At 63.4% G+C, this 23,666-nt stretch carries 19 protein-coding genes; 16 read left to right on the top strand and 3 right to left on the bottom strand.

Annotated elements, in window-relative coordinates:
- The first annotated feature begins 36 nt into the window (after positions 1–36).
- From G520_RS0107430 to G520_RS0107445, 4 genes are all read left to right on the top strand, one after another.
- Positions 37–2,331: a DNA translocase FtsK gene (locus G520_RS0107430; protein ID WP_028535098.1), complete on the top strand. Its 2,295-nt coding sequence runs from the start codon at positions 37–39 to the stop codon at positions 2,329–2,331.
- Positions 2,332–2,356: 25 nt separating this feature from the next.
- Positions 2,357–3,442, top strand: a complete 1,086-nt coding sequence (hemH, locus tag G520_RS0107435) for a ferrochelatase (protein WP_028535099.1) — start codon at positions 2,357–2,359, stop codon at positions 3,440–3,442.
- Between the two features lie 158 nt (positions 3,443–3,600).
- Positions 3,601–4,800 carry a branched-chain amino acid ABC transporter substrate-binding protein gene (locus tag G520_RS0107440; protein WP_028535100.1) on the top strand — a complete coding sequence of 400 codons (1,200 nt, stop codon included), beginning with the start codon at positions 3,601–3,603 and terminating at the stop codon, positions 4,798–4,800.
- Positions 4,801–5,181: 381 nt separating this feature from the next.
- On the top strand, positions 5,182–6,357 hold the full coding sequence (locus G520_RS0107445) for a branched-chain amino acid ABC transporter substrate-binding protein (protein WP_028535101.1): 1,176 nt from the start codon (positions 5,182–5,184) through the stop codon (positions 6,355–6,357).
- 66 nt (positions 6,358–6,423) lie between these two features.
- Here the strand turns inward: G520_RS0107445 and hypB are convergent, their stop codons facing one another.
- The 3 genes from hypB to hypA all read right to left on the bottom strand — a co-directional run bounded on the left by hypB (position 6,424) and on the right by hypA (position 8,752).
- Positions 6,424–7,158 carry a hydrogenase nickel incorporation protein HypB gene (gene hypB / locus G520_RS0107450; RefSeq protein ID WP_028535102.1) on the bottom strand — a complete coding sequence of 245 codons (735 nt, stop codon included), beginning with the start codon at positions 7,156–7,158 and terminating at the stop codon, positions 6,424–6,426.
- 40 nt (positions 7,159–7,198) lie between these two features.
- Complete coding sequence (gene moaA / locus G520_RS21995; protein WP_211222784.1) at positions 7,199–8,236, bottom strand: GTP 3',8-cyclase MoaA; 1,038 nt, start codon at positions 8,234–8,236, stop codon at positions 7,199–7,201.
- A 141-nt stretch (positions 8,237–8,377) separates the two neighbouring features.
- Complete coding sequence (gene hypA, locus G520_RS0107460) at positions 8,378–8,752, bottom strand: hydrogenase maturation nickel metallochaperone HypA (protein WP_028535103.1); 375 nt, start codon at positions 8,750–8,752, stop codon at positions 8,378–8,380.
- Positions 8,753–8,972: 220 nt separating this feature from the next.
- Here hypA and G520_RS22000 point away from each other — a divergent pair, with 220 nt between their 5' ends.
- The 12 genes from G520_RS22000 to trsM all read left to right on the top strand — a co-directional run bounded on the left by G520_RS22000 (position 8,973) and on the right by trsM (position 23,664).
- Entirely contained in the window at positions 8,973–12,797 is a 3,825-nt protein-coding gene (locus G520_RS22000; protein WP_051229258.1) for a proton-conducting transporter transmembrane domain-containing protein, read from the top strand.
- 13 nt (positions 12,798–12,810) lie between these two features.
- Positions 12,811–13,767 (top strand): respiratory chain complex I subunit 1 family protein, encoded by a 957-nt coding sequence (locus G520_RS0107470; RefSeq protein ID WP_028535104.1) that lies wholly within the window; start codon positions 12,811–12,813, stop codon positions 13,765–13,767.
- A gap of 10 nt (positions 13,768–13,777) precedes the next feature.
- The gene (locus G520_RS0107475) at positions 13,778–14,218 is read left to right on the top strand and encodes an NADH-quinone oxidoreductase subunit B family protein (protein WP_028535105.1); all 441 of its coding nucleotides are present in this window, start codon (positions 13,778–13,780) and stop codon (positions 14,216–14,218) included.
- Between the two features lie 10 nt (positions 14,219–14,228).
- Entirely contained in the window at positions 14,229–14,732 is a 504-nt protein-coding gene (locus G520_RS22005) for a 4Fe-4S dicluster domain-containing protein (protein ID WP_036665697.1), read from the top strand.
- Positions 14,729–15,322 (top strand): NADH-quinone oxidoreductase subunit C, encoded by a 594-nt coding sequence (locus tag G520_RS22010; protein WP_051229220.1) that lies wholly within the window; start codon positions 14,729–14,731, stop codon positions 15,320–15,322. The genes G520_RS22005 and G520_RS22010 overlap by 4 nt, the downstream gene beginning before the upstream one ends.
- A complete protein-coding gene (locus G520_RS0107490) occupies positions 15,319–16,404 on the top strand; it encodes a hydrogenase large subunit (protein ID WP_028535106.1) in 1,086 nt (361 codons plus the stop codon). The genes G520_RS22010 and G520_RS0107490 overlap by 4 nt, the downstream gene beginning before the upstream one ends.
- A 28-nt stretch (positions 16,405–16,432) precedes the next feature.
- Entirely contained in the window at positions 16,433–16,624 is a 192-nt protein-coding gene (locus G520_RS0107495) for a 4Fe-4S binding protein (RefSeq protein ID WP_028535107.1), read from the top strand.
- A gap of 32 nt (positions 16,625–16,656) precedes the next feature.
- A complete protein-coding gene (locus tag G520_RS22015; protein ID WP_051229222.1) occupies positions 16,657–17,496 on the top strand; it encodes an XdhC family protein in 840 nt (279 codons plus the stop codon).
- A 58-nt stretch (positions 17,497–17,554) separates the two neighbouring features.
- Complete coding sequence (locus G520_RS22020) at positions 17,555–20,311, top strand: molybdopterin-dependent aldehyde oxidoreductase (protein WP_036665698.1); 2,757 nt, start codon at positions 17,555–17,557, stop codon at positions 20,309–20,311.
- A 102-nt stretch (positions 20,312–20,413) separates the two neighbouring features.
- Positions 20,414–22,726: a pyridine nucleotide-disulfide oxidoreductase/dicluster-binding protein gene (locus tag G520_RS0107510; protein WP_028535108.1), complete on the top strand. Its 2,313-nt coding sequence runs from the start codon at positions 20,414–20,416 to the stop codon at positions 22,724–22,726.
- Between the two features lie 3 nt (positions 22,727–22,729).
- The gene (locus G520_RS0107515; RefSeq protein WP_028535109.1) at positions 22,730–22,930 is read left to right on the top strand and encodes a DVU_1557 family redox protein; all 201 of its coding nucleotides are present in this window, start codon (positions 22,730–22,732) and stop codon (positions 22,928–22,930) included.
- Positions 22,927–23,664: a DVU_1556 family methyltransferase gene (gene trsM / locus G520_RS22025; protein WP_084637524.1), complete on the top strand. Its 738-nt coding sequence runs from the start codon at positions 22,927–22,929 to the stop codon at positions 23,662–23,664. The genes G520_RS0107515 and trsM overlap by 4 nt, the downstream gene beginning before the upstream one ends.
- Positions 23,665–23,666: the final 2 nt, after the last annotated feature.

Here is a 23,666-nt window from a genome sequence, read left to right on the forward strand (position 1 = left end):
TATAATCCTCCGCTGTCATAGGTCACTTAGTAATATATGCGACTGTTCAAACGCAAGGCGGTGGTACGCAATCATCAGACGACCCTGCCGCCAAGGCTGGCCGGACTGCTGCGCGAGGCGTGGTGGTTGCTGATGGCGGTTGTGGCTGTCTATCTGGTGCTGATTCTGGCCAGCTATTCCACACAGGACCCATCCTGGTCGCACAGCTCGCCCGATCCGACGATACGCAACTATGGCGGCGCGTTCGGCGCCTGGCTGTCCGATCTTCTGCTTTATGCCTTCGGCCTGTCCGCGTGGTGGTTGGTCGTGTTCTGCCTGGTCGCCATCGTATGGGGCTATCGCCGGCTCGAGACACAGGGCTTCCGCTTCAATCCGATGACGGTCGCCGCATTGTGGGGCTTCATACTGCTCCTGTTCGCCAGCACCGCCCTGGAGGACATCTATCTCGGCGCCCGGCTCTCTAATTTGCCGCTGTCGGGCGGTGGCATGCTCGGCCATTTTCTCGGCGCCTCGGCGGCTCGCGTACTGGGTCTGGGCGGCGCCACCATGCTGCTCGTGGTGCTGGCCGCCATCGGGTTTTCGCTGTTCAGCGGGCTATCATGGCTGGACATCATGGAATGGATAGGCCGCATGCTGGAGGAAGGCGCCCTCGCCTGCTGGCGCGGTGTCCAGGCGCGCCGCGACCGCGAGATCGGACGCGAACATGCGCAGCGGCGCGAGGAAAAAGTCAGCACGGAGAAGAAAAAGAGCGAGGAAAAACCGCCGGTCCGCATCGAAGCCCAATCGATGGACGTCCCGGTCGCGCCCAAATTGCAAAAACCGGTGCAGCAATCGTTGTTTGCCGATCCGGCCGATGCCTCCCTGCCCGGACTGGCGCTGCTCGAGCCCGCGCGCGAGCAGCAGGAGCCGGTATCGGCCGAGACGGTGGAGTACACTTCGCGCCTGATCGAGCGCAAGCTGGCCGATTTCGGCGTCGAGGTCAAAGTCATTGCCGCCTACCCTGGGCCCGTCATCACCCGCTACGAAATCGAACCGGCGGTGGGGGTCAAAGGATCGCAAGTCGTCAATTTGATGAAAGATCTGGCGCGGGCGCTGTCCCTGGTCTCGATCCGGGTGGTGGAGACCATTCCCGGCAAAACCTATATGGGCCTGGAGCTGCCCAATCCCAAGCGCCAGATTGTCCGCTTGTCCGAGATCATCGGTTCGGAAGGGTATCAGAACATGACGTCGCGGCTGGCCGTGGCGCTGGGCAAGGATATCGCGGGCCAGCCCGTATCGGCCGACCTCGCGCGCATGCCGCATCTGCTGGTGGCGGGGACGACCGGGTCCGGCAAATCCGTCGCGATCAATGCGATGATTCTGTCATTGCTGTACAAGGGCAGCCCGCATGAGGTGCGCCTGATCATGGTCGACCCCAAGATGCTCGAATTGTCGATCTACGAAGGCATTCCCCATTTGCTGGCGCCGGTGGTGACCGACATGAAGCACGCGGCCAATGCCTTGAACTGGTGCGTGGGAGAAATGGATCGCCGCTACCGGCTGATGTCCAATCTCGGCGTGCGCAATCTGGCCGGTTTCAACCAGAAGGTGCGCGACGCGGCCAAAGCCGGCAGCAAGTTGCCCAACCCCTTCTCCCTGACCCCGGAAACCCCGGAGCCGCTCGACACCTTGCCCATGATCGTGGTGGTCATCGACGAGCTGGCCGACTTGATGATGGTGGCCGGCAAGAAGATCGAAGAATTGATCGCCCGCCTCGCGCAGAAGGCGCGCGCCGCCGGCATACACTTGATCCTGGCCACCCAGCGGCCGTCGGTCGATGTGATCACCGGCCTGATCAAGGCCAATATTCCTACCCGGATTTCGTTCCAGGTCTCGAGCAAGATCGACTCGCGTACCATTCTCGACCAGATGGGCGCGGAAACGCTGCTCGGCCAGGGCGACATGCTCTACCTGCCTCCCGGGACCGGCTACCCGCAACGGGTGCATGGGGCGTTTGTGGCCGACGAAGAGGTCCATCAGGTCGTCGAGTACCTGAAAACCACCGGTGCGCCCGATTATGTGGAAGGAATCCTCGATGGCGGCCCCGACAACGGCAGCGATACAGAGGCTGCGGGACTGGCCGAGGGCGAGGATGCCGACCCCCTCTACGACGAGGCAGTGGCTGTCGTCCTCAAATCGCGCAAGGCATCCATTTCATCGGTGCAGCGTCAGCTGCGCATCGGTTACAACCGCGCCGCGCGCCTGATCGAGCAGATGGAGGCGGCCGGCCTCGTCTCCCCGATGGAAACCAACGGCAACCGCACCGTACTTGCGCCCTCGCGCGAAGAATGACCCCTCCATCACGAAAGGACGGCCCATGTCGCGCTACCTCACCGAGCCTGCGTTCCGCCACGATGCACAGAGCAAGACCGGCGTCCTGCTGATAAATCTGGGGACCCCCGAGGCGCCAACGGCGCGCGCGGTGCGCCCCTATCTGCGCCAGTTCCTGTCCGATCCGCGCGTCATCGAGATTCCGCGCCTGCTGTGGTGGCCTCTGCTCAACGGCGTCATCCTGCCGCTGCGGCCGCGACGCTCGGCGGCCAAATACGCCTCCATCTGGCAGGCGGAAGGCTCGCCCCTGCTGACCCACACCGCCGGCATGACCCGGCAGTTGGCCGAACGCCTGACGCGCGATGACGACACGCTGCTCATCGATTTCGGCATGCGCTACGGCAAGCCCTCGGTCGAAGCGGCCATGGCGCGCATGAAGGCGGCCGGCGTCGAACGGCTGCTTGTCGTCCCTCTCTACCCACAATACGCGGCCTCATCGACCGCATCGGCCCTCGACGCGGTGTTTCGTACGCTGGTGCGCACGCGCGCCTTGCCCGATTTGCGTGTCGTACGACACTTTCACGACGATCCCGGCTATATCGCCGCGCTGGCAGCGAATGTCCGTGCATTCTGGCAAGCCAACGGCCGCGGCGACGTGCTGCTGCTGAGCTTTCATGGCGTCCCCCGCGCCACACTGGATCGCGGCGACCCCTACCACTGCGAATGCCTGAAGACGGCGCGGCTGCTGGCAGACGAGCTCGAGTTGACGCCCGATGCCTGGCGCATCGCGTTTCAAAGCCGCTTCGGACGCGCAAAATGGCTTCAGCCCTATACCAGCGCGACCCTGGCCGAACTCGGGCGCGCCCGCACGTCACGGGTCGATGTTTTCTGCCCGGGATTCGTCGCGGACTGTCTGGAAACACTGGAAGAAATCGCAATGGAAGGAAAAGAGACATTTTTGACACAGGGCGGGCAGCATTTTTGCCACATACCCTGCCTCAATCAAAACACGCACTGGATTGACGCAATCGAGCGCATTGTCAGTGCGCAGCTGGCCGGATGGCACCCTGCAAAGCCCCAAGACGGGGCACCGAGATTGGCTCGGGCCCTTGCGCACGGAGCCGTGCGCTAAACGGTTGATCTCGAAAGCGTTCCCCGGCTCTCTATCCGCGTTGACACCTTTCACGTGTGCTTAGCATAATCAAAACGGCTCGCACTTATTCCATAAGAATGATTTGTGAGCCACATAGAGATCGCCAAGCCAGCTTTGGATAAAAACAGGGGAACAGTATGAACAAGTATGCTCGTCTCAGCTTGATTGCAGCGGCGGCCATCACCATGGTCGCATGTGGAAAGAAGGATGACGCTCAACCCGCCGCCGCAGACGCTTCCGCCGCTGGCGCTCAAGCCGCCTCCGACGTCACGGTTGTGAAAATCGGTCAGGTCTCGCCGATGACAGGCCCGATCTCGCATCTGGGCAAGGACAACGAATTCGGCGCCAAACTCGCCATTGCCGACCTGAACAGCGAAGGCGTGGAAATCGGCGGCAAGAAAGTCAAATTCGAACTGGTTTCCGAAGATGACCAGGGCGACCCGAAAATCGGCACCCAGGTCGCGCAACGCCTGGTCGATGCCGGTGTTGCCGGCGTCGTGGGCCACCTGAACTCCGGGACCACCATCCCGGCGTCCAAGATCTACTCCGATGCAGGTCTGCCGCAGATTTCCCCGTCGGCAACCAACCCCGACTACACCAAGCAGGGCTTCAAGACCACCTTCCGCGTCATCGCCAACGATGTGCAGCAGGGTACCGCGCTCGGCGACTTTGCCGTCGATGTGATCAAGGCCAAGAAGATCGCGATCATCGACGACCGTACCGCCTATGGCCAGGGTCTGGCCGACGAGTTCGAAAAAGCGGTCAAGGCCAAGGGTGGCACCGTGGTCAAGCGTGAGTTCACCACGAACACCGCGACCGATTTCAATGCCATTCTGACCTCGATCAAGTCGGCCAGGCCCGACGCGGTATTCTACGGCGGCATGGACGCACAAGCCGGCCCGCTGACCAAGCAGATGGATCGTCTTGGCATCAAGGCCAAGCTGATCAGCGGCGACGGTGCGCAAACGCCTGAGTTCATCAAGCTCGCCGGCGATGCCGCCGAAGGCCAGTACGCTTCGACCTGCGGCGTTCCGCGCGACAAGATGCCGGGCTTTGCCGCTTTCGACGCCAAGTTCAAGAAGGCATTCAATACCGAGATCCAGGTTTACGCTCCGTACGAATACGACGCGGTACGCGTGCTGGTCGATGCCATGAAACGCGCCAAGTCGGCCGATCCGAAGGTCTACCTGCCCGAAGTCGGCAAGACCGACTACGATGGCGTGACCGGCAAGATCGCCTTCGACGACAAGGGCGACATCAAGAATGGCGCCGTTACCGTGTATCAGGTCAAGGGCGGCAAGTGGGTGCCGGTCTCGACTGTTGGCGGCCCCAAGTAAGTCGGGTCTGCAGTCCCGTATCGAACGAACCGCCGGTGCGCAGCCGGCGGTTTTTTCTTGGCGCCGCGCCAGAAAATATTGATGTAACTCAACTCCGTGCCCCGCGGACGAATGGCACGCCAATGCACCCGTATGGCGCACGTCAGGCTCCGAAAGAGTGCCGACGCGACAAAAACCGGAGCTCTCCGCCCCAAGCCGGGGCGCAACCCGACAGAATCCTTAAAAGACCGATAAAACAAGGCGCTAGCCAGCGTCCTCCGCACCGCCTCACCCCGTTGACATCACGCCCCCGGTGAAATCATAATCAGCCCGCTGAACCGTTAGCCCATAAGAATATTACGGTACACCGAGATCATTACGACACATTTGGATGGCATATCAATGAACAAATTCACGCGTCTCAGCCTTCTGTCGGCCACGGCCATCGCTCTGGCCGCTTGCGGCAAGCACCAATCCGCCGACGGCAGCACGGCATCAGGCGATGCTACGGTTGTGAAAATAGGCCAGGTTTCGCCCTTGACCGGCCCGATCTCCCATCTTGGTAAAGACAACGAGTATGGCGCCAAGCTCGCCATCGCCGATCTGAACAGCGAAGGCGTAGAAATCGGCGGCAAGAAAATCAAGTTCGAACTGGTGTCGGAAGACGATCAAGGCGACCCGAAAATGGGAACCGAAGTGGCGCAGCGCCTGGTTGATGCCGGTGTTGTCGGCGTCATCGGCCACCTGAACTCGGGCACGTCCATTCCCGCATCCAAGATCTACTCCGACGCCGGCATTCCGCAGATCACGCCGGCGGCGACCAACCCCGCGTTCACCACCCAGGGCTACAAGACCACTTTCCGCGACATCGCCAATGACGTGCAGCAAGGCGCCGCCCTCGGCGACTTCATCGTGCATACCCTCAAGGCCAAGACCGTCGCCATCGTCGACGACCGCACCGCCTACGGACAGGGTCTGGCCGATCAGGTCGAGAAGGCGATCAAGGCCAACGGCGGTCAGGTGGTGAAGCGTGAATTCACGACCAACACCGCTACCGACTTCAGCGCGATCCTGACCTCGATCAAGAGCGTGAAACCCGATGTCGTCTTCTTCGGCGGCGAAGACTCGCAAGGCGGCCCGCTGGCCAAGCAGATGAAGTTGCTGGGCCTGAGTGCCACGTATATCAGCGACGACGGTTCGCAGACCCCGGAGTTCATCAAACTGGCCGGCAGCGCGTCCGAAGGGCAGTTCGCGTCCAGCTGCGGCTTGTCGCATGAAAAGATGCCGGGCTTCGCCGCCTTCAACGACAAATTCAAGAAGGCGTTCAATACCGAGATCCAGACCTATGCGCCCTACGAGTACGATGCGGTCCGCATTCTGGTGGAAGCCATGAAGCGCGCCAAGTCGACCGACCCCAAAGTCTATCTGGCCGAAGTCGGCAAGACCGACTACAAGGGCGTGACCGGCAATATCGCCTTCGATGCCAAGGGCGATATCAAAAATGGCTCGGTCACCATCTATCAGGTCAAGGGCGGCAAGTGGGTGCCGGTCTCGACCGTGGGTGGCGACGGCAAATGATCGCGGCGTGACGGTCGCTGAAAAAACCCGGGCCTGCCCGGGTTTTTTCTTGGATGAGACCGGCGCTTACCGGGCGGCGACGCGCCTGGCATCGACCCGGGCAAGCAACCAGTTTATCCAGCCGGCAATGCCTGCTCCGGTCTTGGCCGATAGTTCGAAGACAGGCAGCCCGCCGCTCACGGTCTCGATTGCGGCGCGGGCGCGTGCAACGTCGAATTCTTCGATATAGGGCAGCAGATCGGTCTTGGTGATGACGACCCGGTCTGCCGCGCGAACCATCACCGGATATTTGGCCGGTTTGTCGTCGCCTTCGGTTACCGATAGCAACAGTACATTGCAGTGCTGGCCGATGTCGAAATTGGCGGGACAGACCAGGTTGCCGACGTTCTCGATGAACAGAATGTCGACGCCATCGAGATCGAGAGCGTGCAAGGCGTCGTGCACCATATGAGCGTCAAGATGGCAGGCCATGCCCGTCGTGATTTGCACGGCAGCGACACCATGGCGGCGGATACGCTCGGCATCGTTCTCGGTTTCCAGGTCGCCTTCGATCACGGCGATGCGTATCGACTCGGGCAAAGCCTTGATCGTCGCTTCGAGCAGGCTGGTTTTGCCGCTGCCCGGCGCCGACATCAGATTGATCGCCAGTGTGCCGTGCGAATTGAAATGCGCGCGGTTATGCCCGGCCTGCCTGTCGTTTTCGACCAGCAAATCCTCCAGCACTTCTATCGTCTGACGCTCGTGCGCCGCTATCAGGTACCGGTTGGCGTCCGTGATCGAACAGCCGCAGTTGTCGCACATGATTCATCCCTCGTTGACTTCACGACGGCTTGCGCCGCCTTCATCCACCCATCTGCCACATGCATCGCACGGGGGCGGCAACAGTGGCAGGGGCGACGGAAAAGCGATGTTCCTCCGGTTTGGACAGAACCGCCGCCACGATGGCGGCATCGACGGCGGCCTCGCTGCCGTTCTCGCGCAGCAGACGGCGCAAATCGATGCCGTCGCCATGTGCAAGGCAGGGCACCAGCACACCGGAGCAACTCAGTCTGATCCGGTTGCATTCACGGCAGAAACCATGGCTGATCGCCGCGATGAAGCCGAGCCGTCGGCCGGTGGCGGCGACACGGACATACTCGGCCGGTCCGCCGCTGCGCCAGCTCAAGGGTTCCAGCCGCCAGTGCGCTTCGAGCCGACGGCGTACGCGGTCAAGCGGCAGAAACCGCTGCTGGGGGCGAGCGGTGCCGGCACCGATGGGCATCAACTCGATCAGTGCCATATCGCAGTCATGTTCGCCGCACCAGGCTAGCAGGGTGTCGTATTCGTCTTCGTTGATGCCGCCGAGAGCGACCGTATTGACCCGCACGGCGATGCCGCTCGCGCGGGCGGCGTCGATGCCGGCCACGACCCGCTCCAGACCGTCGAAGCCGGTAAGCGCGCGAAACCTATCGCGATCGAGCGTGTCGAGCGAAACATTGATTCGGCGTACGCCCGCCCGGGCGAGGCCGGCGGCGAATTTCGGCAGCAGCAGACCATTGGTGGTCAATGTCAGCTCATCGAAGCCGCCGTCGGCCAGACGCCGCCCGAGTCCTTCAACCAGGTTCATGATCCCCGACCGGGCGAACGGTTCGCCGCCGGTCAGACGCAGCTTGCGCACACCGAGACGGATGAAGGTCTGGCACAGCGCATCCAGTTCTTCCAGGCTCAGCACATCCGCCTTGGGCAAGAAAGTCACATCCCGCCGCATGCAATAGCTGCAGCGCAGATTGCAGCGATCGGTCACAGACAGTCGCAGATAGTCGATGACGCGGCCGAAAGAATCCGTCAGCCGCATGCGTGCAGGCAGGGAGGAAGAAGCCGGGCATTCGCGTTTCATCATCGAGCTCCGCGGGTCGCGGCAAGGAGCATGCGCCCCTGCCTGTTACCGCAGTATTCGCACACGCCATGGGCAGAACAAGGGATAGACAGCGAGATGCGCAGCGCTGTGTCAAATCGTGACAGAGGACATGCCGGGGGATGATCAGTCCGCGGTAGCCGAAGCGGCGGGGTCGTCCTTCGCCGCCTCGAAGCTTTCTATATACAGTTCCCGCCCGCTGAGGACATCGACATCGCCCGAAGCGCACGCAGGGCATGCGAAGCGGAAGCGCTCCACCTCGAACTCGGTTGCGCACACCTTGCAGCGTGCCCGCACGGCAACGGTATCGATACGCAACTCGGCGCCGTCGGCGATCGTGTCCTCCGCGAACATCTCGAAGCAGGCGCGCAACTGCGCGGGTTCGACCGCGGCCAGACGGCCGACCTTGAGCGTAACAGCAACGATGCGGCTGATATCGTGCGCTGCGGCCCTCTGCTCGAGAATGCGCATCAGGCCGGAGACGATGGCTGTTTCATGCATGGTCCCGACACTAGCAGCCCGCGCCGGTTTTCGCAAACCGTCGTTATGACATCGCTGTACCGAATTGACACAAGCCATTTTCAAATCCCGAGTTTGCATGGCGGCAGGACACGCCGACTCCAATACTCCAGTCAAGAAATGCATGGCGGTGCCGGAGCGCTTGCGCGCGGCGCCTTTTCCGATAGCGCAATCCAACACGGAACGACAGGAAGCAAAAACCATGACATCCCTGGTTCTACTGGGTTCGACCCCAATCGCATGGCTGGGCGCGATTCTCCTGCTGGCAGGGGAAGTCTATGCGCTTTTCTCGCTGAACAATCTGACGCGCTTGATCATCGTGTCGACCGTAGCCGAACTGGGCTATGTGATACTGGGCATGGGACTGGGCGGCGCCGCGGCCGAGACCGGCGTCTTCATGCATCTGGGATACCAGGCGGTGATGCGCGGACTCGTGATCGCCAGCGCATACTGGCTGGTCCGGCGCACCGGGTCGACTCAGCTGGAGTCACTGACCGGTAGCGGCAGCCGCATGCCGCTGGTCACGACCCTGTTCGGGTTCGGCATGTTCTCGGTCATGGGACTGTCGCCATTCAAGGGCTCCTACAGCAAGTTCTTACTGCTGTATGCTGCCATCGAGCACGGACAGTGGGCGTTGGCGGCCGTCGGCACCCTGGCCAGTATCGTGGCCGCCTGCTACTACCTCATTGTCATTCAACGCATCTGCCTGGAACCGACCCGCTTCCCCGTCAGACTGCGCACGGCCCCTATGTGGGTCGCCCCGCTGCTCGCCATTCTGACCGCACTGACCATCGCCATCAGCCTCTGGCCACACCCCTTCCTGCACCAGGCTGAAGCGCTGGCCGGCGTCGTCGATGCCGCCCGCGTGCCGGAGTTCGAGTCGCCCTGGGCCTTGCTGGTACTCGTGCCCTATATCGGCGGCTTCGTACTGTATGCCGTCGGGCGCTACTCGCTCCCCGCCCGCGACAATCTGGCCTTGCTGGTGGCAGCGGCGACCGTCGTCATGACCGCCATCGAGCCGGGGCTGGATCCGGCCTCGCGCTTGTTCGCCCTGCTGTTCGCCACCATCGGTTTTCTGGTCGTGCTGTATTCGCGCGGCTATATGAAGCATGCCCACGCCAGTCAGCGCTACACCTTCTTCGTCTTTCTGATGACGGGTTCGATGCTGGGTCTGGCCACCGCCCATGAGTTCGGCAATTTCTACGTTTTCTGGGAGCTGATGACCTGGACCTCCTACTTCCTGGTGCTGCACGAGCAAACCGCGAAGGCGCTCCGTGCCGGCCGCATCTACTTCCTGATGTGTGCCAGCGGCGCCTATATCATGCACTTCGGCATTTTGCTGCTGCATGCACAAACCGGTAGCTTCGAGTTCGCCACGGTGGCCGCGCAGATGAGTCGCATCGACCCGGCAGCCGGTGCGCTGGCTGCTCTCTGTCTGTTCGTCGGCTTCGCGGTCAAGGCAGGGCTGGTTCCCATGCATGCCTGGCTGCCGCTCGCGCACCCGGAAGCGCCGGCCTCGATCTCGGCCCCCCTGTCCGGGATTCTGACCAAGGCCGGCGTGTTCGGCATGGTCAAAGTGCTGTACATCGTCTTCGGCGCGACCGCCCTCGCACGCTTCGCCGGCCGCGGCATCGATCTCGGAACCGTGATCGTCGTCCTCGGCTGTGCGACCCTGATCTATGGCGAGGTGATGGCGCTGTTGCAGAAAGAGATCAAGCGCATGCTGGCGTACTCGACGCTGGCGCAGATAGGCGAGATCGTTGCCGTACTCGGGCTGGGCACCGCCCTGGCGACCAGCGCCGCGCTGCTGCACGCTTCCAACCATGCGGTCATGAAAACCCTGCTCTTCTTCGCCGCAGGCGCCTTCATACTGCAAAGCGGGAAACGCCAGATAACCGATCTGGCCGGCCTTGGCCGGAAGATGCCGTTCAGCGCCGGTTGCTATGCCCTCGCGACCTTCGCCATCATGGGCTTGCCGCCGTTCTCGGGTTTCATCAGCAAGTTCCTGATGATCGCGGCGGCAGTCAGCGCCGGCCATGTGGAAGTCGCCGCCCTGCTGCTGCTGGGCAGCGTGATCGCGGCCTTCTACTACCTGCGTGTGGTGCGTCTGCTGTTTTTTCACCCCTATGCCGGACCCGATGTCCGTGAAGCGCCGCTGTCGATGCTGATCGCCATCGGCACACTGGCAGCGGCCATCCTCGCCGGCGGCATCGTGCCCGGGCCGCAACTCGACATCGTCCGCGCCATCGGCGACCAGATGGCCGCCCGCGGCGGACTGCTGCCGGTCAGCTTGCCGTCGCTGGTGCTGGACTGGCCGGCCTCCGCCAGCATCGCCGCGCTCGGAGCGGTCGCGATCTGGCTGCTGGGCAAACGCTCGGCTGTCGCCGCCGGCAGACTGGCCATCGTTGTCATCGCCGCGAGCTTCCTTGCGGTTATCGCCCAGGCAGGACGCTACGACGGCCTGTCCTTCGCCTTCGCGCTGCTGGTCGCGGGCGTCGGCACGCTCAATATGACCTATGCCACCGGCTATATGGCGCACGGCCATGCCCAAGCGCGCTTCTACGCCGCCTTCGCGCTCATGATGGCGGGCCTGCTCGGCATGGCCGGCAGCCACGATTTCTTCAATTTCTTCGCCTTCTGGGAGTTGATGAGCAGCTGGACGCTCTATGTCGCCCTCGTGCATGAGGAGACCGCCGATGCCCGGCGCGAGGCGTTCAAATACTTCATTTTCAACACCGTCGGCGCCTGTTTCATGTTCCTCGGCATCGGCATGCTCGGCGCGGCGGCCGGCAGCTTCGACTTCGCCAGCGTCGCCCGTGCCGTTGCGCTCATGTCCAAGCTCTGGTTCGGTTGCGCACTCGGGCTGATCCTGCTCGGCATGCTGATGAAAGCCGCCATGCTGCCCTTGCGCATCGACTATCAGATGCACCCTGCCACCGCGCCGACGCCGGTCTCGGGTTACATCTCGGCGGTATTGCTCAAGAGCGGCCCCTACGGGGTGATCAAGCTATTCGCCCTGTTCGGCGGGGCCGCGGCGCTCGCCCGGCTTGGCGCCGTCTCCGGCATGGCGCTGCCGATGTACGCGGTCGCCGTGATCGGCGGCGTCACCCTGCTCTACGCGGGCGCGATGGCGGTGGTACAGACCGGGATCAAGCGCCTGCTGATCTACAGCACCGTCTGCCAACTCGGCTACATCACCCTGGCGCTCGGGCTGGGAACATCGCTCGGCGTCGCCGGCGGACTGATGCACCTTGTCAATCACATGATGCTCAAGGATCTGCTGTTCCTGGCCGCCGGCTGCATCATGCTCGGCAGCCATGCGACCACCCTGGACCAGCTCGGAGGGCTCGGACGCAAGATGCCGATCACCTTCGGAATTTTCCTGTTCGCCGGGCTGTCGCTATCGGGGATTCCGCCCCTGAACGGCTTTGCCTCGAAGTGGCTGATCTATATGGCCGCCTTCCAGTCGGGCCATTACGTGCTTGGCATTTTCGCCATGATTTCAAGCCTGTTTACCCTGGCCGCGATTCTCAAGTTCGCCCATGCCGCCTTCATGGGAACGCCCGGGGCCGCGGCGGAACACGCGGTCGAAGCGCCGGCGATCATGCTGCTGCCCATGGGGGTCTTGACCGCAGGGTGCGTGCTGGTCGGGCTGATGCCGGGGTTGCTGCTGGTTCCGATCGCCGCTCTGGAAACGCAGTTGGGAATCGCTCCGGTCGCCGCGACCTGGTTCGGCCCCCTGCCGGGCACCGACGGCTGGCACCCCGGCCTGCTGTCGGCGCTGTTCCTGCTGCTGGCCCTCCTTGCCGGACGCTACCTGATGCTGGGACGCGCCGGCGCACCGGCCATCCGTTCGCCCATCCACTTGTGCGGCGTGGACGACCTGTCGGCCGCCAGCGCGAATATCGGGGCATCCAATCTGTTCGAAACGCCGGATAACGCCATCCGCGGCCTGCTGAGGGCCGGGCACGACACCGGCTATTCGGACGAAACGTCATCCACGCGCGACGACCGCGCCTCGGACTGAGGGAGACAACGTCATGCTGGCTAATTATTCCGCCCTGTTCGCCGTACTGGCCTTTCCTGGCGGCTTGTTCGCGCTGGCCATCGGCCTCGCCCTCAAGGGCGCCGACCGGCGCCTTGCGGCACGGCTGCAACGCCGGGTCGGGCCGCCGCTGGCCCAACCCTTCTTCGATCTGGTCAAGCTCGCGCGCAAACGCACCATGGTGCCGGACATCGCCGCCAAGCCCGTCTTCCTGGGAGCGCCACTGATCGGAGCCGCCTCCATGCTGCTGGCCGCCGCCCTGGTGCCGATCGCCGGAGTCTATACCCCGGATCCTGCGCTCGGCGACCTGCTGGTTCTGCTCTATTTGCTGACGGTGCCGGCTGTCGTCTTGATGGTGTCCGGCTCGGCCTCCGGCTCGCCTTTCGGAGCGATCGGCTTCTCGCGCGAAATGGCACTGATGCTCGCCTACGAAGGGCCGCTGGTCCTGGTCGTCGCCGCAGTCGCCATGCGAACCGGCGCCGGCATGGGCGCTCGCGTCAGCTTCTCGCTCAGCGAGATCGTCGCCTACCAGCAAGCTCACGGCGCCTTCCTGTTCGACCCCATGTTGTGGCCCGCCCTGCTCGCCTTTCTCGCCTTCTATCCGGCCAATCTCGGCATCGTCCCCTTCGACATTCCCGAGGCGGAAACCGAAGTCCTGGAAGGGCCGCTGCTCGAGTATTCGGGGCCGGCGCTCGGGCTGTTCAAAGTCATGTCGGCCCTGAAAGCCGTCGTGGTGCTCAGCCTCGGCATCGCTCTGTTCTTCCCGATGGCTCCGGCCGGACTGGCTGGACTCGCGGTGCAACTGGCCAAACTGCTGCTGTTGATGCTGCTGGGCGTCACCGTCCTGCGCGTGTCTTGCGGGCGCATGCGCATCGACCAGGCTTTCCGTTTCTTCCTCAAGTGGCCACTGGCACTGTCGCTGCTGAGTCTCGTCATCGTCTCATTCGCCTGAGGATACTGCCATGAAAACCCTGACTGAGACGATGCGCGGCCTGGCGGCGCGCTCGCCGTGGATTTACCGGATCAATGCCGGCTCCTGCAACGGTTGCGATGTCGAATGCGCGACCACCGCCTGCATTCCGCGCTATGACGTCGAGCGGCTCGGCTGCCAGTACTGCGGCAGTCCGCGCCATGCCGACATTGTGCTGATAACCGGGCCGCTCACCGCCCGCATCAAGGACGACGTGCTGCGCGTCTACGCCGAGATTCCCGACCCCAAGGTCACGGTCGCCGTGGGCATCTGCCCGATTTCGGGCGGTGTCTTCCGCGAAAGTTACGCGGTCCATGCGCCGATGGATCAATACATCCCGATCGACGTCAACGTTCCGGGCTGCCCGCCGCGTCCGCAAGCCATCATCGAAGGCGTTGCGCTGGCCATCGATATCTGGCGCGAGCGCCTGTAAAGGATTTGCCATGAAATTCTTTAAAATTTTCGCCCGCAATCTGATCCAGGGGCCATCGACCATCGCCTTTCCCTTCGCCCCCGCCTGGACACCGGAACGCTTGCGCGGCCGCATCGTGTTCGACCTTGCCGGCTGCACCGGCTGCCGTGCCTGCGAGCAAGTCTGCGCGGGGGGCGCGATCCGCTTCGATAAAACGCCGCAGGGGCTGCGCTTCATGATGTGGCACAACACCTGTGTCTTTTGCGGGCTCTGCACGTTTTATTGCCCGACCAAGGCCATCACCCAGAGCGACGACTGGCATATGGCGCACGCCGCCGCGCACAAATTCGAGATGGCGATACGGGAAGTGATTCCCTACACCACTTGCAGCGTGTGCGGCCTCAAGACCCTGGCCAGCGCGCCCAACCCGGTCGGCGTCGTGCCGCCGTTCAGCGCCGAAGAAATCGAACAGCATCGTCAACTCTGCGCGGGGTGTCGCAAAAAGGCGATGGCTGAAAGAGGAGCGACATCATGATCATGCCCGCCAGCCTGGAAATGCGACTCGCCGAAGCCGCCGCATCCGGCATCCGCTACACCAGCGAGACCGATGCCAAAGGCATCGCCTGTGCCTGGTGCACACTGGCCCGAGCAGAAGATCTGCTACCGGCCGCCGCCCTGCTGAAGGCGATGGACGCGCGCCTGTCGACCATCACCGTATTCCAGCCCAAGGCGCCGCCAGCAGCGGCGGTCGCGGAAGGCGAAGAAGCGCCGCCGGCACCGACCTTCCTCGGCGGCGACGTCGCCAACGACGGCAGCAGCTACGAAATCGACTATCACTTCGACCTGGATGGCGACACCGTGACCCTGGTCGCCCACGTCCCCGCAGGCGGCGCGGTCGATTCGCTGACGCCGCTGTTTCGCGGCGCGGACTGGCCGGAACGGGAAATGATGGAAATCTACGCCGTAGGCGTCAAGGACCATCCCGATCCGCGCCGGCTGTTTCTCGACCCCGGGATCGAAGGCGCGGTACTGGAGCGCCTGATTCCCTTGTCGACCTTGATCAATAGCGCCACCACCAAAGGCCTGTGGGAAAAAATCATGGCACAAACCGGGAGCCCGACATGAGCAATTTCACTATTCCGGTCGGTCCGCTGCATGTGGCGCTGGAAGAGCCGATGTATTTCCGCGTCGATGTTCACGGCGAGACGGTCGCCAATGTCGACATCCACGCCGGACACGTTCATCGCGGCATCGAGTATCTGGCCACCAAGCGCAATATTTTCCAGAACGTGGTGCTGACCGAGCGCATCTGCTCGCTGTGTTCGAACAGTCACCCTCAAGCCTACTCGATGGCGATCGAAAAAATCGCCGGCATCGTCGTGCCCGAACGCGCCGAATACCTGCGCGCCATCGCCGATGAAGTCAAACGCGTGGCTTCGCATCTGTTCAATGTCGCGATTCTCGCTCACCTGGTGGGTTTCGAGTCGCTGTTCATGCATGTCATGGAAATCCGCGAGCGGATGCAAGACGTCAAGGAAAGCCTGTTCGGCAACCGCATGGACATCGGCGCCAACACGATCGGCGGCGTGCGCTACGACATCGATGCCGAGCGCATCGGCTATCTCGAACAACAGCTGGCCTGGATCGAAAATGCGCTGATCGAAGTCGTCGCCCTCTACCGCAGCAATGGGTCCATCCTCGGGCGCACCCGCGGCATCGGCGTTCTCAGCCATGCCGACGCACTCGAATGCGGCACGGTGGGACCGGTGGCGCGCGCCTCCGGCATCCGCTACGACGTGCGGGTCAAGGCGCCGTATGCCGCCTATGACCGTCTGGAAGTGCCGGTGCACACCCTGCCTGACGGCGACGTCTGGTCGCGGGCGATGGTGCGTCTGGCCGAAGCGCAGACGGCGATCGACCTTATCCGCCAGTGCGTGCGCGACCTGCCGGACGGGCCGACGACGGCAACGACAGAGCGCCCGTCCATCCCGGCCGGCGAAGCCATTGCCAAATGCGAGGCCCCGCGCGGCGAGCTCATCTACTACGTGCGCGTCGGCGAGTCGCCCAAGCCCGAGCGGGTCAAGTGGCGCGTCCCGAGCTTCATGAATTGGGACGCGCTACGCATCATGCTGCGCCAGGCCAAGATCGCTGACATCGCCATCATTGTGAACAGTATCGACCCGTGCATCTCGTGCACAGAACGTTAGCAGCAACCTTAACCACTTGGAGAACAACATGGCATACAAAATCATCACCGACCTGTGCAACGGCTGTGCAGCCTGCGAATCCGAATGCCCGAACCACGCCATATCACACGCAGGCAAGGTTTACACGATAGATGCGAGCAAGTGCGTCGAATGCGAAGGCAGTTACGACACGCCGATGTGTGCCGACTTGTGCAATACAGACGCTTGCGTGCCGGCCTGAACGGCGGCGACCAGCCGGATTGGGAGAACCCCATGGATATCTATGAAGAAATCGTCCGCCTGCGGCAGGAAGGCCGCAACGGGGCGCTGGCGACCATCGTCAACACCCAGGGCTCGATTCCGTCTTACACCAGCGCCAAAATGCTGGTGCGCGACGACGGCAGCATCGCCGGCACCGTCGGCGGCGGCGGAGCCGAACTCGAGGCGATCCGGGTCGCCGCCGAGGTCATCGAGCAGGAAAAACCCCGTACGATCAGCTTCGACCTCAACAAACAGCCGGGGCTGGATGCCGGCATGGTCTGCGGCGGCAGCCTGGAAATTTACATCGAACCGCTGGTCGCTGCGCCCAAGCTCTACATTTTCGGCGCGGGCCATACCGGCCTGGCCACCTACCGCGTGGCACAGCCGCTCGGTTTCGATGTGGTCGTGATCGACGAGCGCGTCGCGTTTGCCAATCGCGAACGTTTCCCGGATGCGGTCGGGATCGTGACCGATGAACTCGATGCGGCCATGGCGCACCTCACAATCAAGGCGAATTCCTACATCTTCATCGTCACGACCGGCCATCAGATCGACATGCGCATCCTGCGCTGGGCGACGGGCACGCAGGCGCGCTACATCGGCATGATCGGTTCCAGGCGCAAGGTCACGGGCATCTTCCACGAATTGCAGAAGGAAGGCATCCCGGCCGAGCGCTTCCACAACGTCCATGCCCCGGTCGGACTCGATATCGGCGCGCAGACACCTGAAGAAATCGCGATTTCCGTCATGGCGGAAATGATCGCCTGCCGCCGTGGCAGCGAGGCGTCCCTCCCCCATCTGGGGCTGGCCGCCACACCGGCGCGGGAAACCCTACTCGAGGCGGCGGGGTAAATCATGCAGTCCCGATTTGCCCTCCCCCTCATTGCATCAGACCACCCTGGAGACAGTCATGAAACGCATCATGCTTAATGTCAACGGAGTCGATCGACCGCTCATCGTCGAACCCGACAAGAAACTCTCCGATGTCCTGCGCGAGCAATTGCTGCTCACCGGTTGCAAAGTCTGCTGCGACACCGGACAGTGCGGCACCTGTACCGTATTGATCGATAACAAGCCGATCAAGGCCTGCATGGTTCCGGTCGGCAAATACGAGCATGGCGAAAAAATCGTCACCATCGAAGGCATAGGCAGCAGCGACAATCTGCACCCGCTGCAAGTGGCATGGATCGCCCATGGCAGCGCGCAGTGCGGTGTCTGCACCCCGGGCTTCATCATGTCCGCCAAGGCCTTGCTGGACAAGAATCCGAATCCGAGCCGAGAAGACGTGCGCACCTGGTTCAACCGCAACCGTAACGCCTGTCGCTGCACCGGCTACAAGCCGCTGGTCGATTCGGTCATGGATGCGGCGGCGGTACTGCGCGGAGAAAAGAAAAAAGAAGATCTGATGCCGAAGATTCCGGAAAACGGCAGCATTCTGGGCTCGCGCTACCATCGTCCGTCTGGCGTTGCCAAGGTCACCGGCACCTGGGACTTCGGTGCCGACGTGACCATGCATATGCCCCCCGACACCCTGCATCTGGCGCTGGTTCAGGCCAAGGTGTCGCATGCAAACATTCTCGGCATCGACAGCAGCGAAGCGGAGACCATGCCCGGCGTCGTCAAGGTCGTGACCTGGCACGACATCAAGGGCAAGAACGCCATCACCGGACTGATCACCTTCCCGAACAACAAGGGCGATGGTTGGGACCGCCCGATTCTGTGCCGCGACAAAGTGTTCCAGTTCGGCGATGCGATCGCCATCGTTTGCGCCGATACCGTCGCGCATGCGCGCGCCGCCGCCGACAAGGTCAAGGTCGATCTCGAGGTATTGCCCGCCTACATGGACGGCTGGTCCGCCCAGGCGCCCGATGCGCTGGAAATTCACCCGGGCGTCCCCAATGTCTACTTCGAACAGGGCATCGCCAAAGGCGAGGACACCGCTGCGCTGATGGAGCAGGCCGCCTGCGTGGTCGAAGCCGAAACCTATTGCAGCCGCCAGCCCCACCTTCACCTGGAACCCGACTGCGGCAATGCCTATCTTGACGACGAAGGCGTGCTGACCATCCAGTCCAAGAGTATCGGTCTGCACCTGCACCACGCGATGATCGCGCCGGGGCTCGGTGTCGAGCCCGACAAGCTGCGGCTGATTCAGAACGCCACCGGCGGCACTTTCGGCTACAAGTTCAGCCCGACCATGGAGGCCCTGCTCGGCGTCGCCTGTCTGGCCACACAGCGACCGGTGTCGCTGGTCTATACCCAGTTCCAGAACATCACCTACACCGGCAAGCGCTCGCCGGCCAACGTCAAGTGCAAACTCGGCGCCGACAGCGACGGCAAGCTGCTGGCGATGGACGTCAACTGGTGGCTGGACCACGGGCCATACTCGGAATTCGGCGATCTGGTGACGACACGGCAAGGGCAGTTCACCGGCGCCGGCTACGACATCAAGAATATCCGCGGCCACGGCAAGACGGTCTGCACCAACCACGCCTGGGGTTCCGCCTTCCGCGCCTTCGGTTCGCCGCAAGCTTTCCTGGCATCCGAAACCGCGATGGACATGCTGGCCGAAAAACTGGACATCGACCCGCTCGAATTGCGCTATCGCAATATCTACCGCGAGGGCGCGACCACGCCGACCGGACAGGTACCCGATGTCCTGTGCCTGGAACAGCTGCTGGACATGATCCGGCCGAAATGGGAAGAAGCGAAGCAACGACGTGCAGCGTGGTCCACTCCGGGCAAGAAATACGGCATCGGTCTGTCCATCGGCATCTACGGTTGCGGACTGGACGGCCCGGACAGCGCCGAATCGGCGGTCGAACTGACGCCGACCGGGGTCACGGTATTGAACTCGTGGCAGGATCACGGTCAAGGTTCGGATCTGGCCTCGCAGACGTTCGCGCATGAAACGCTGCGTCCGCTAGGACTCGTCCCGGAACAGATCAAGCTGATCATGAACGACACCCGCTTGCCCAATAGCGGTCCTTCCGGCGGCAGCCGCTCGAACGTGTTCGTCGGCCAGGCGATCAAGGCTTCGTGCGAGATGCTGCTGCACGCGATGCGCAAGCCTGACGGCAGCTACCGGACCTATGCCGAAATGGTCGCCGAGAAAATCCCCTTGCGCTACGACGGCAAGTGGGTGGCCCAGGACTGCACCGGCATCGATCCGTTGACCGGCCAGGGCGATCCCTTCCCGGTTTATATGTACGAGGTCTTCCTGCCCGAAGTCGTGGTCGACCTGGAAACCGGCAAGACCACCGTGGTCAGGTTCACCACCTCGGTCGACGTCGGCACCATCATCAACAAGACGACGGTGGATGGACAGATCTACGGTGGTCTGGCCCAGGGCATCGGTCTGGCGCTGAGTGAAGATTTCGACGATCTGGACAAACATACCAACCTGCTCGACTGCGGTCTGCCGTATCCGCGCGACGTGCCGGACACTATGGAAATCCTCTACCTCGAAACCCCGCGTTCCTACGGGCCGTTCGGCGCGGCAGGGGTCGGCGAGGCGCCGCTCACCGCGCCGCACCCGGCCATTCTCAACGCCATTTACAACGCCTGCGGCGTCCGTGTGATGAAAGTGCCCGCACTGCCGGAAATCATCAAGGCGGCGCTGGACGCGAAGGCGGCCGGCCAATCGGGAGTCGTCCCCGCGCATGACTGAAATCGAATAACACGACGCGACTTTTCCGGGAAGTCCGGGCGCCGATCGCGCCCGGATCTTCCGGTTTTTGAACGACAGGACTCGCCCGACGGGAGAGACAGCATGGACGGCGACAAGGTTCGCGACTGGGAAACCCGATGCATAGAAGAGCAGCCTCCGGCCTGCAGCGCCGCCTGCCCGGTACACGTCGACGCACGCGCCATGATCGCCGCGCTGGGTAGCGGCGACTTCGCGAAGGCGTTCGACACCTTTGCCAGCCGTATCCCCTTCCCCAACATCATCAGCCGGATTTGCGGCCACCCCTGCGAATCCGTCTGCCGCCGCGCCGAAGCCGGCGCGGCCATACGCATCGGCGCGCTGGAACGTGCGGCCGTCGAGTACGGCGGCACGCCGCGGACCTTGCGCGTACAGCGTGCGCAGGCAAAGCGCCGCATCGCCATCGTCGGCGCCGGCCTGTCAGGGCTGACCGCCGCGCTGGAGCTGCACTGCAAGGGCCACGCCGTCACTGTCTACGATGCAGCCGCCCGACCGCTCGAGCGGCTGCGGCACTATCCTCCGGCCGTGCTGGATGCGGCGGACATCGCGGCCGATCTGGAGCGGCTGCTTGCTTCGGCGATAGAGTGGAAGCTTGAGACGCGGGTCACGCCAGACGACGGCCCGAACGGTCTGCTGCGCCTCGCGCAGGATTTCGACGCCGTCTATTTCGGCCCCGGGCCGGATGCGCAAAGCGCCTTCGCCCCGCTGCTGCAGTTGACCGCCGCGGCGCGCATCGACATCGACGCACTGACATTCGCCACCAGTCACCCAAAAATCTTTGCCGGCGGTGCGCAACGCCAGGACGGCGGCTATTCGCCGATACTCTCGCTGCACGACGGACACTACGCCGCCCTGTCGATAGAACGCCTGCTGCAGGGAGCCTCACTCAGCGCCAAGCGCGAACGGCAAGGCCCTTTTGTCAGCCCCCTGTACGTCGATACCTCGCGTTTCGCCGCCCTGCCTGCCATCGTCCCCGCCGCCGACGGCTACGGCAAGGATGCCGCGATGGCCGAGGCCGCGCGCTGCCTGCCCTGCCACTGCCTGGAGTGCGTGCGCGTCTGTCCCTACCTCGAGCACTACGGCGCCTACCCGAAACGCTATGTCCGTGAAATCTACAACAACGACTCCATTGTCATGGGGCAGCACAAGTCGAACCGCATGCTGGATTCGTGCCTGTTGTGCGGTCTGTGCGCGGAGGTCTGTCCGAACGATGTGTCGATGGCGGACATCTGCCTGGATGCGCGGCGCAGTTTGACGGCCAAGGGCAAGATGCCGCCCTCGCACCACGAGTTCGCATTGCGCGACATGGCCTTCAGCCAGAGCGATGCGTTCGCCCTCGCTCGCCACCAGCCCGGACACGCGCACAGCAGCGCGGTGTTCTTCCCCGGCTGTCAACTCGCCGCATCCAGTCCCGACCAGGTGGAACACGTCTATTCGCATCTGTGCGGCGCAGTGGATGGCGGCGTGGGACTCATGCTCGGTTGCTGCGGTGCGCCGGCCGACTGGGCCGGACGGCGCGATCTGTTCGATGCCAATCTGCAGCAGCTCCTCGCGCACTGGGACGAACTCGGGCAGCCGCTCATCATCGCCGCCTGCTCCACCTGCCTGCGCACCCTGCGCGATGCGCGCCCTGACATTCCCTCCGAATCGCTGTGGACGACGCTCGAGCGGATAGGGATACCGACGAGCACCAGGCCGGCATTGCCGCCGCGGACCCTGGCGATCCACGACCCCTGCACCACCCGCCACGATGAGGCGGTCCGCGCCAGCGTGCGCCGCATCGCAGAGACGATAGGCATACGGATAGAGGAATTGAACGCGCCCGGCCTGGGCAGTTGCTGCGGCTTCGGCGGCCTTGCCTCCTTCGTCAACCCGGACATCACCGATGCGGTCATAGACCGTCGCACCGGACAGAGTCCGGCCGACTATCTGACCTATTGTGCGATGTGCCGCGACAATTTCGCGCGCCGCGGCAAGCGCAGCCTGCACCTGCTCGACCTGCTATTCGTTTCGCAGCCCGACGCCGCTGCGCGTGCCGACCCCGGATTTTCACGGCGTCAGGAAAACAGGGCGCAGCTCAAGACGCGTCTGATGCGCACGCTATGGGGAGACAGCGTGAACGACGCCGGCTCCTGCCCTGAACTCGAACTGTCCGAAGCGGTCCGGGCCGAGCTGGAACGCAAACAAATTCTGGAGGACGACATCCGTCAGGTGCTGCTCCATGTCGCCGCCGGCGGCGGCCGCCTGCTCGACCCGGGCAGCGGGCATTTCATCGCCAGTCACCGGCCGGCGGCGATCACCTACTGGGTCGAGTATGCCGAGCATGACGGGCGCTTCGTGGTGTACAGGGCCTATAGCCACAGAATGCAACTGGGGTGAGTGATGCAAATTGCCAACGATGAAGGTCTTGTCTGCGCGACTTGTCATTTGGCGCTGACGCCAACCCAGGTCTCGGTCAGCTATATGGGCAGCGCATTTCCGGTCGAGTTGCCATGCTGTCCGGGCTGCGGCTTGATCTATGTCCCCGAGTCACTGGCCAGCGGCAAGATGCTGCAGGTCGAACAGGCGCTGGAGGATAAATGATGAACGGCTCGACGACCCGCCCCTACGCCAGCGGCCGCCTCGGCGGCCGAAATGCCGAACCCTTGCGGCCGGGCGGGCTCGACCTCAGCCGCCACGCCATCGCGTGCGCAGGGTTCGAGCCCGGGCAGCGTGTGATCGATCTCGGCTGCGGAAGCGGCGCCAGTACGGCGTTGCTGCACGAGCGCGGGTGCCGCGCGATCGGCGTCGACCCGGCGCGCGCAACGCTGGAGGCCGCGCGACGCGCCCACCCGCAACTGTGCTGGGTGGGCGCGGCCGGACAGCACCTTCCCTTCGCCGATGCGAGCGTGGACGGCGTACTGGCCGAGTGCAGCATCTCGATCATGGACACGCGCAGGCACGTATTGCGCGAGTGTCGACGCATACTGGCCCCGGACGGCATGCTGGCGCTGACCGACGTCTACGCCCGCGCCCCGGAGACGGAGGTCTGGGCCACGGGCGGGATCCCGGCATGTCTGAGTCGCATGCCGGGCCGCGACACCTTGCTTGACGACATCCAGGAGGCCGGTTTCGGCCTCGAATTATGGGAAGACCATTCAAGCGTGCTCAAGTCTTTCCTGGCCCGCCTGATTTTCGAAAAAGGCTCGCTCGACGCGCTCTGGTCGCCGCACGGCACAGGGGGCTCTCCCGCCGCGCTGTCCCGTGCCCTGCTGAGCAAGCGGCCCGGCTACTGCCTGGTGCTTGCGCGGGCGGAAACCGCTGCGCGCCATGATTAAGA

Source organism: Paludibacterium yongneupense DSM 18731 (genome assembly GCF_000422925.1).
GTDB classification, from domain to species: Bacteria; Pseudomonadota; Gammaproteobacteria; order Burkholderiales; family Chromobacteriaceae; genus Paludibacterium; species Paludibacterium yongneupense.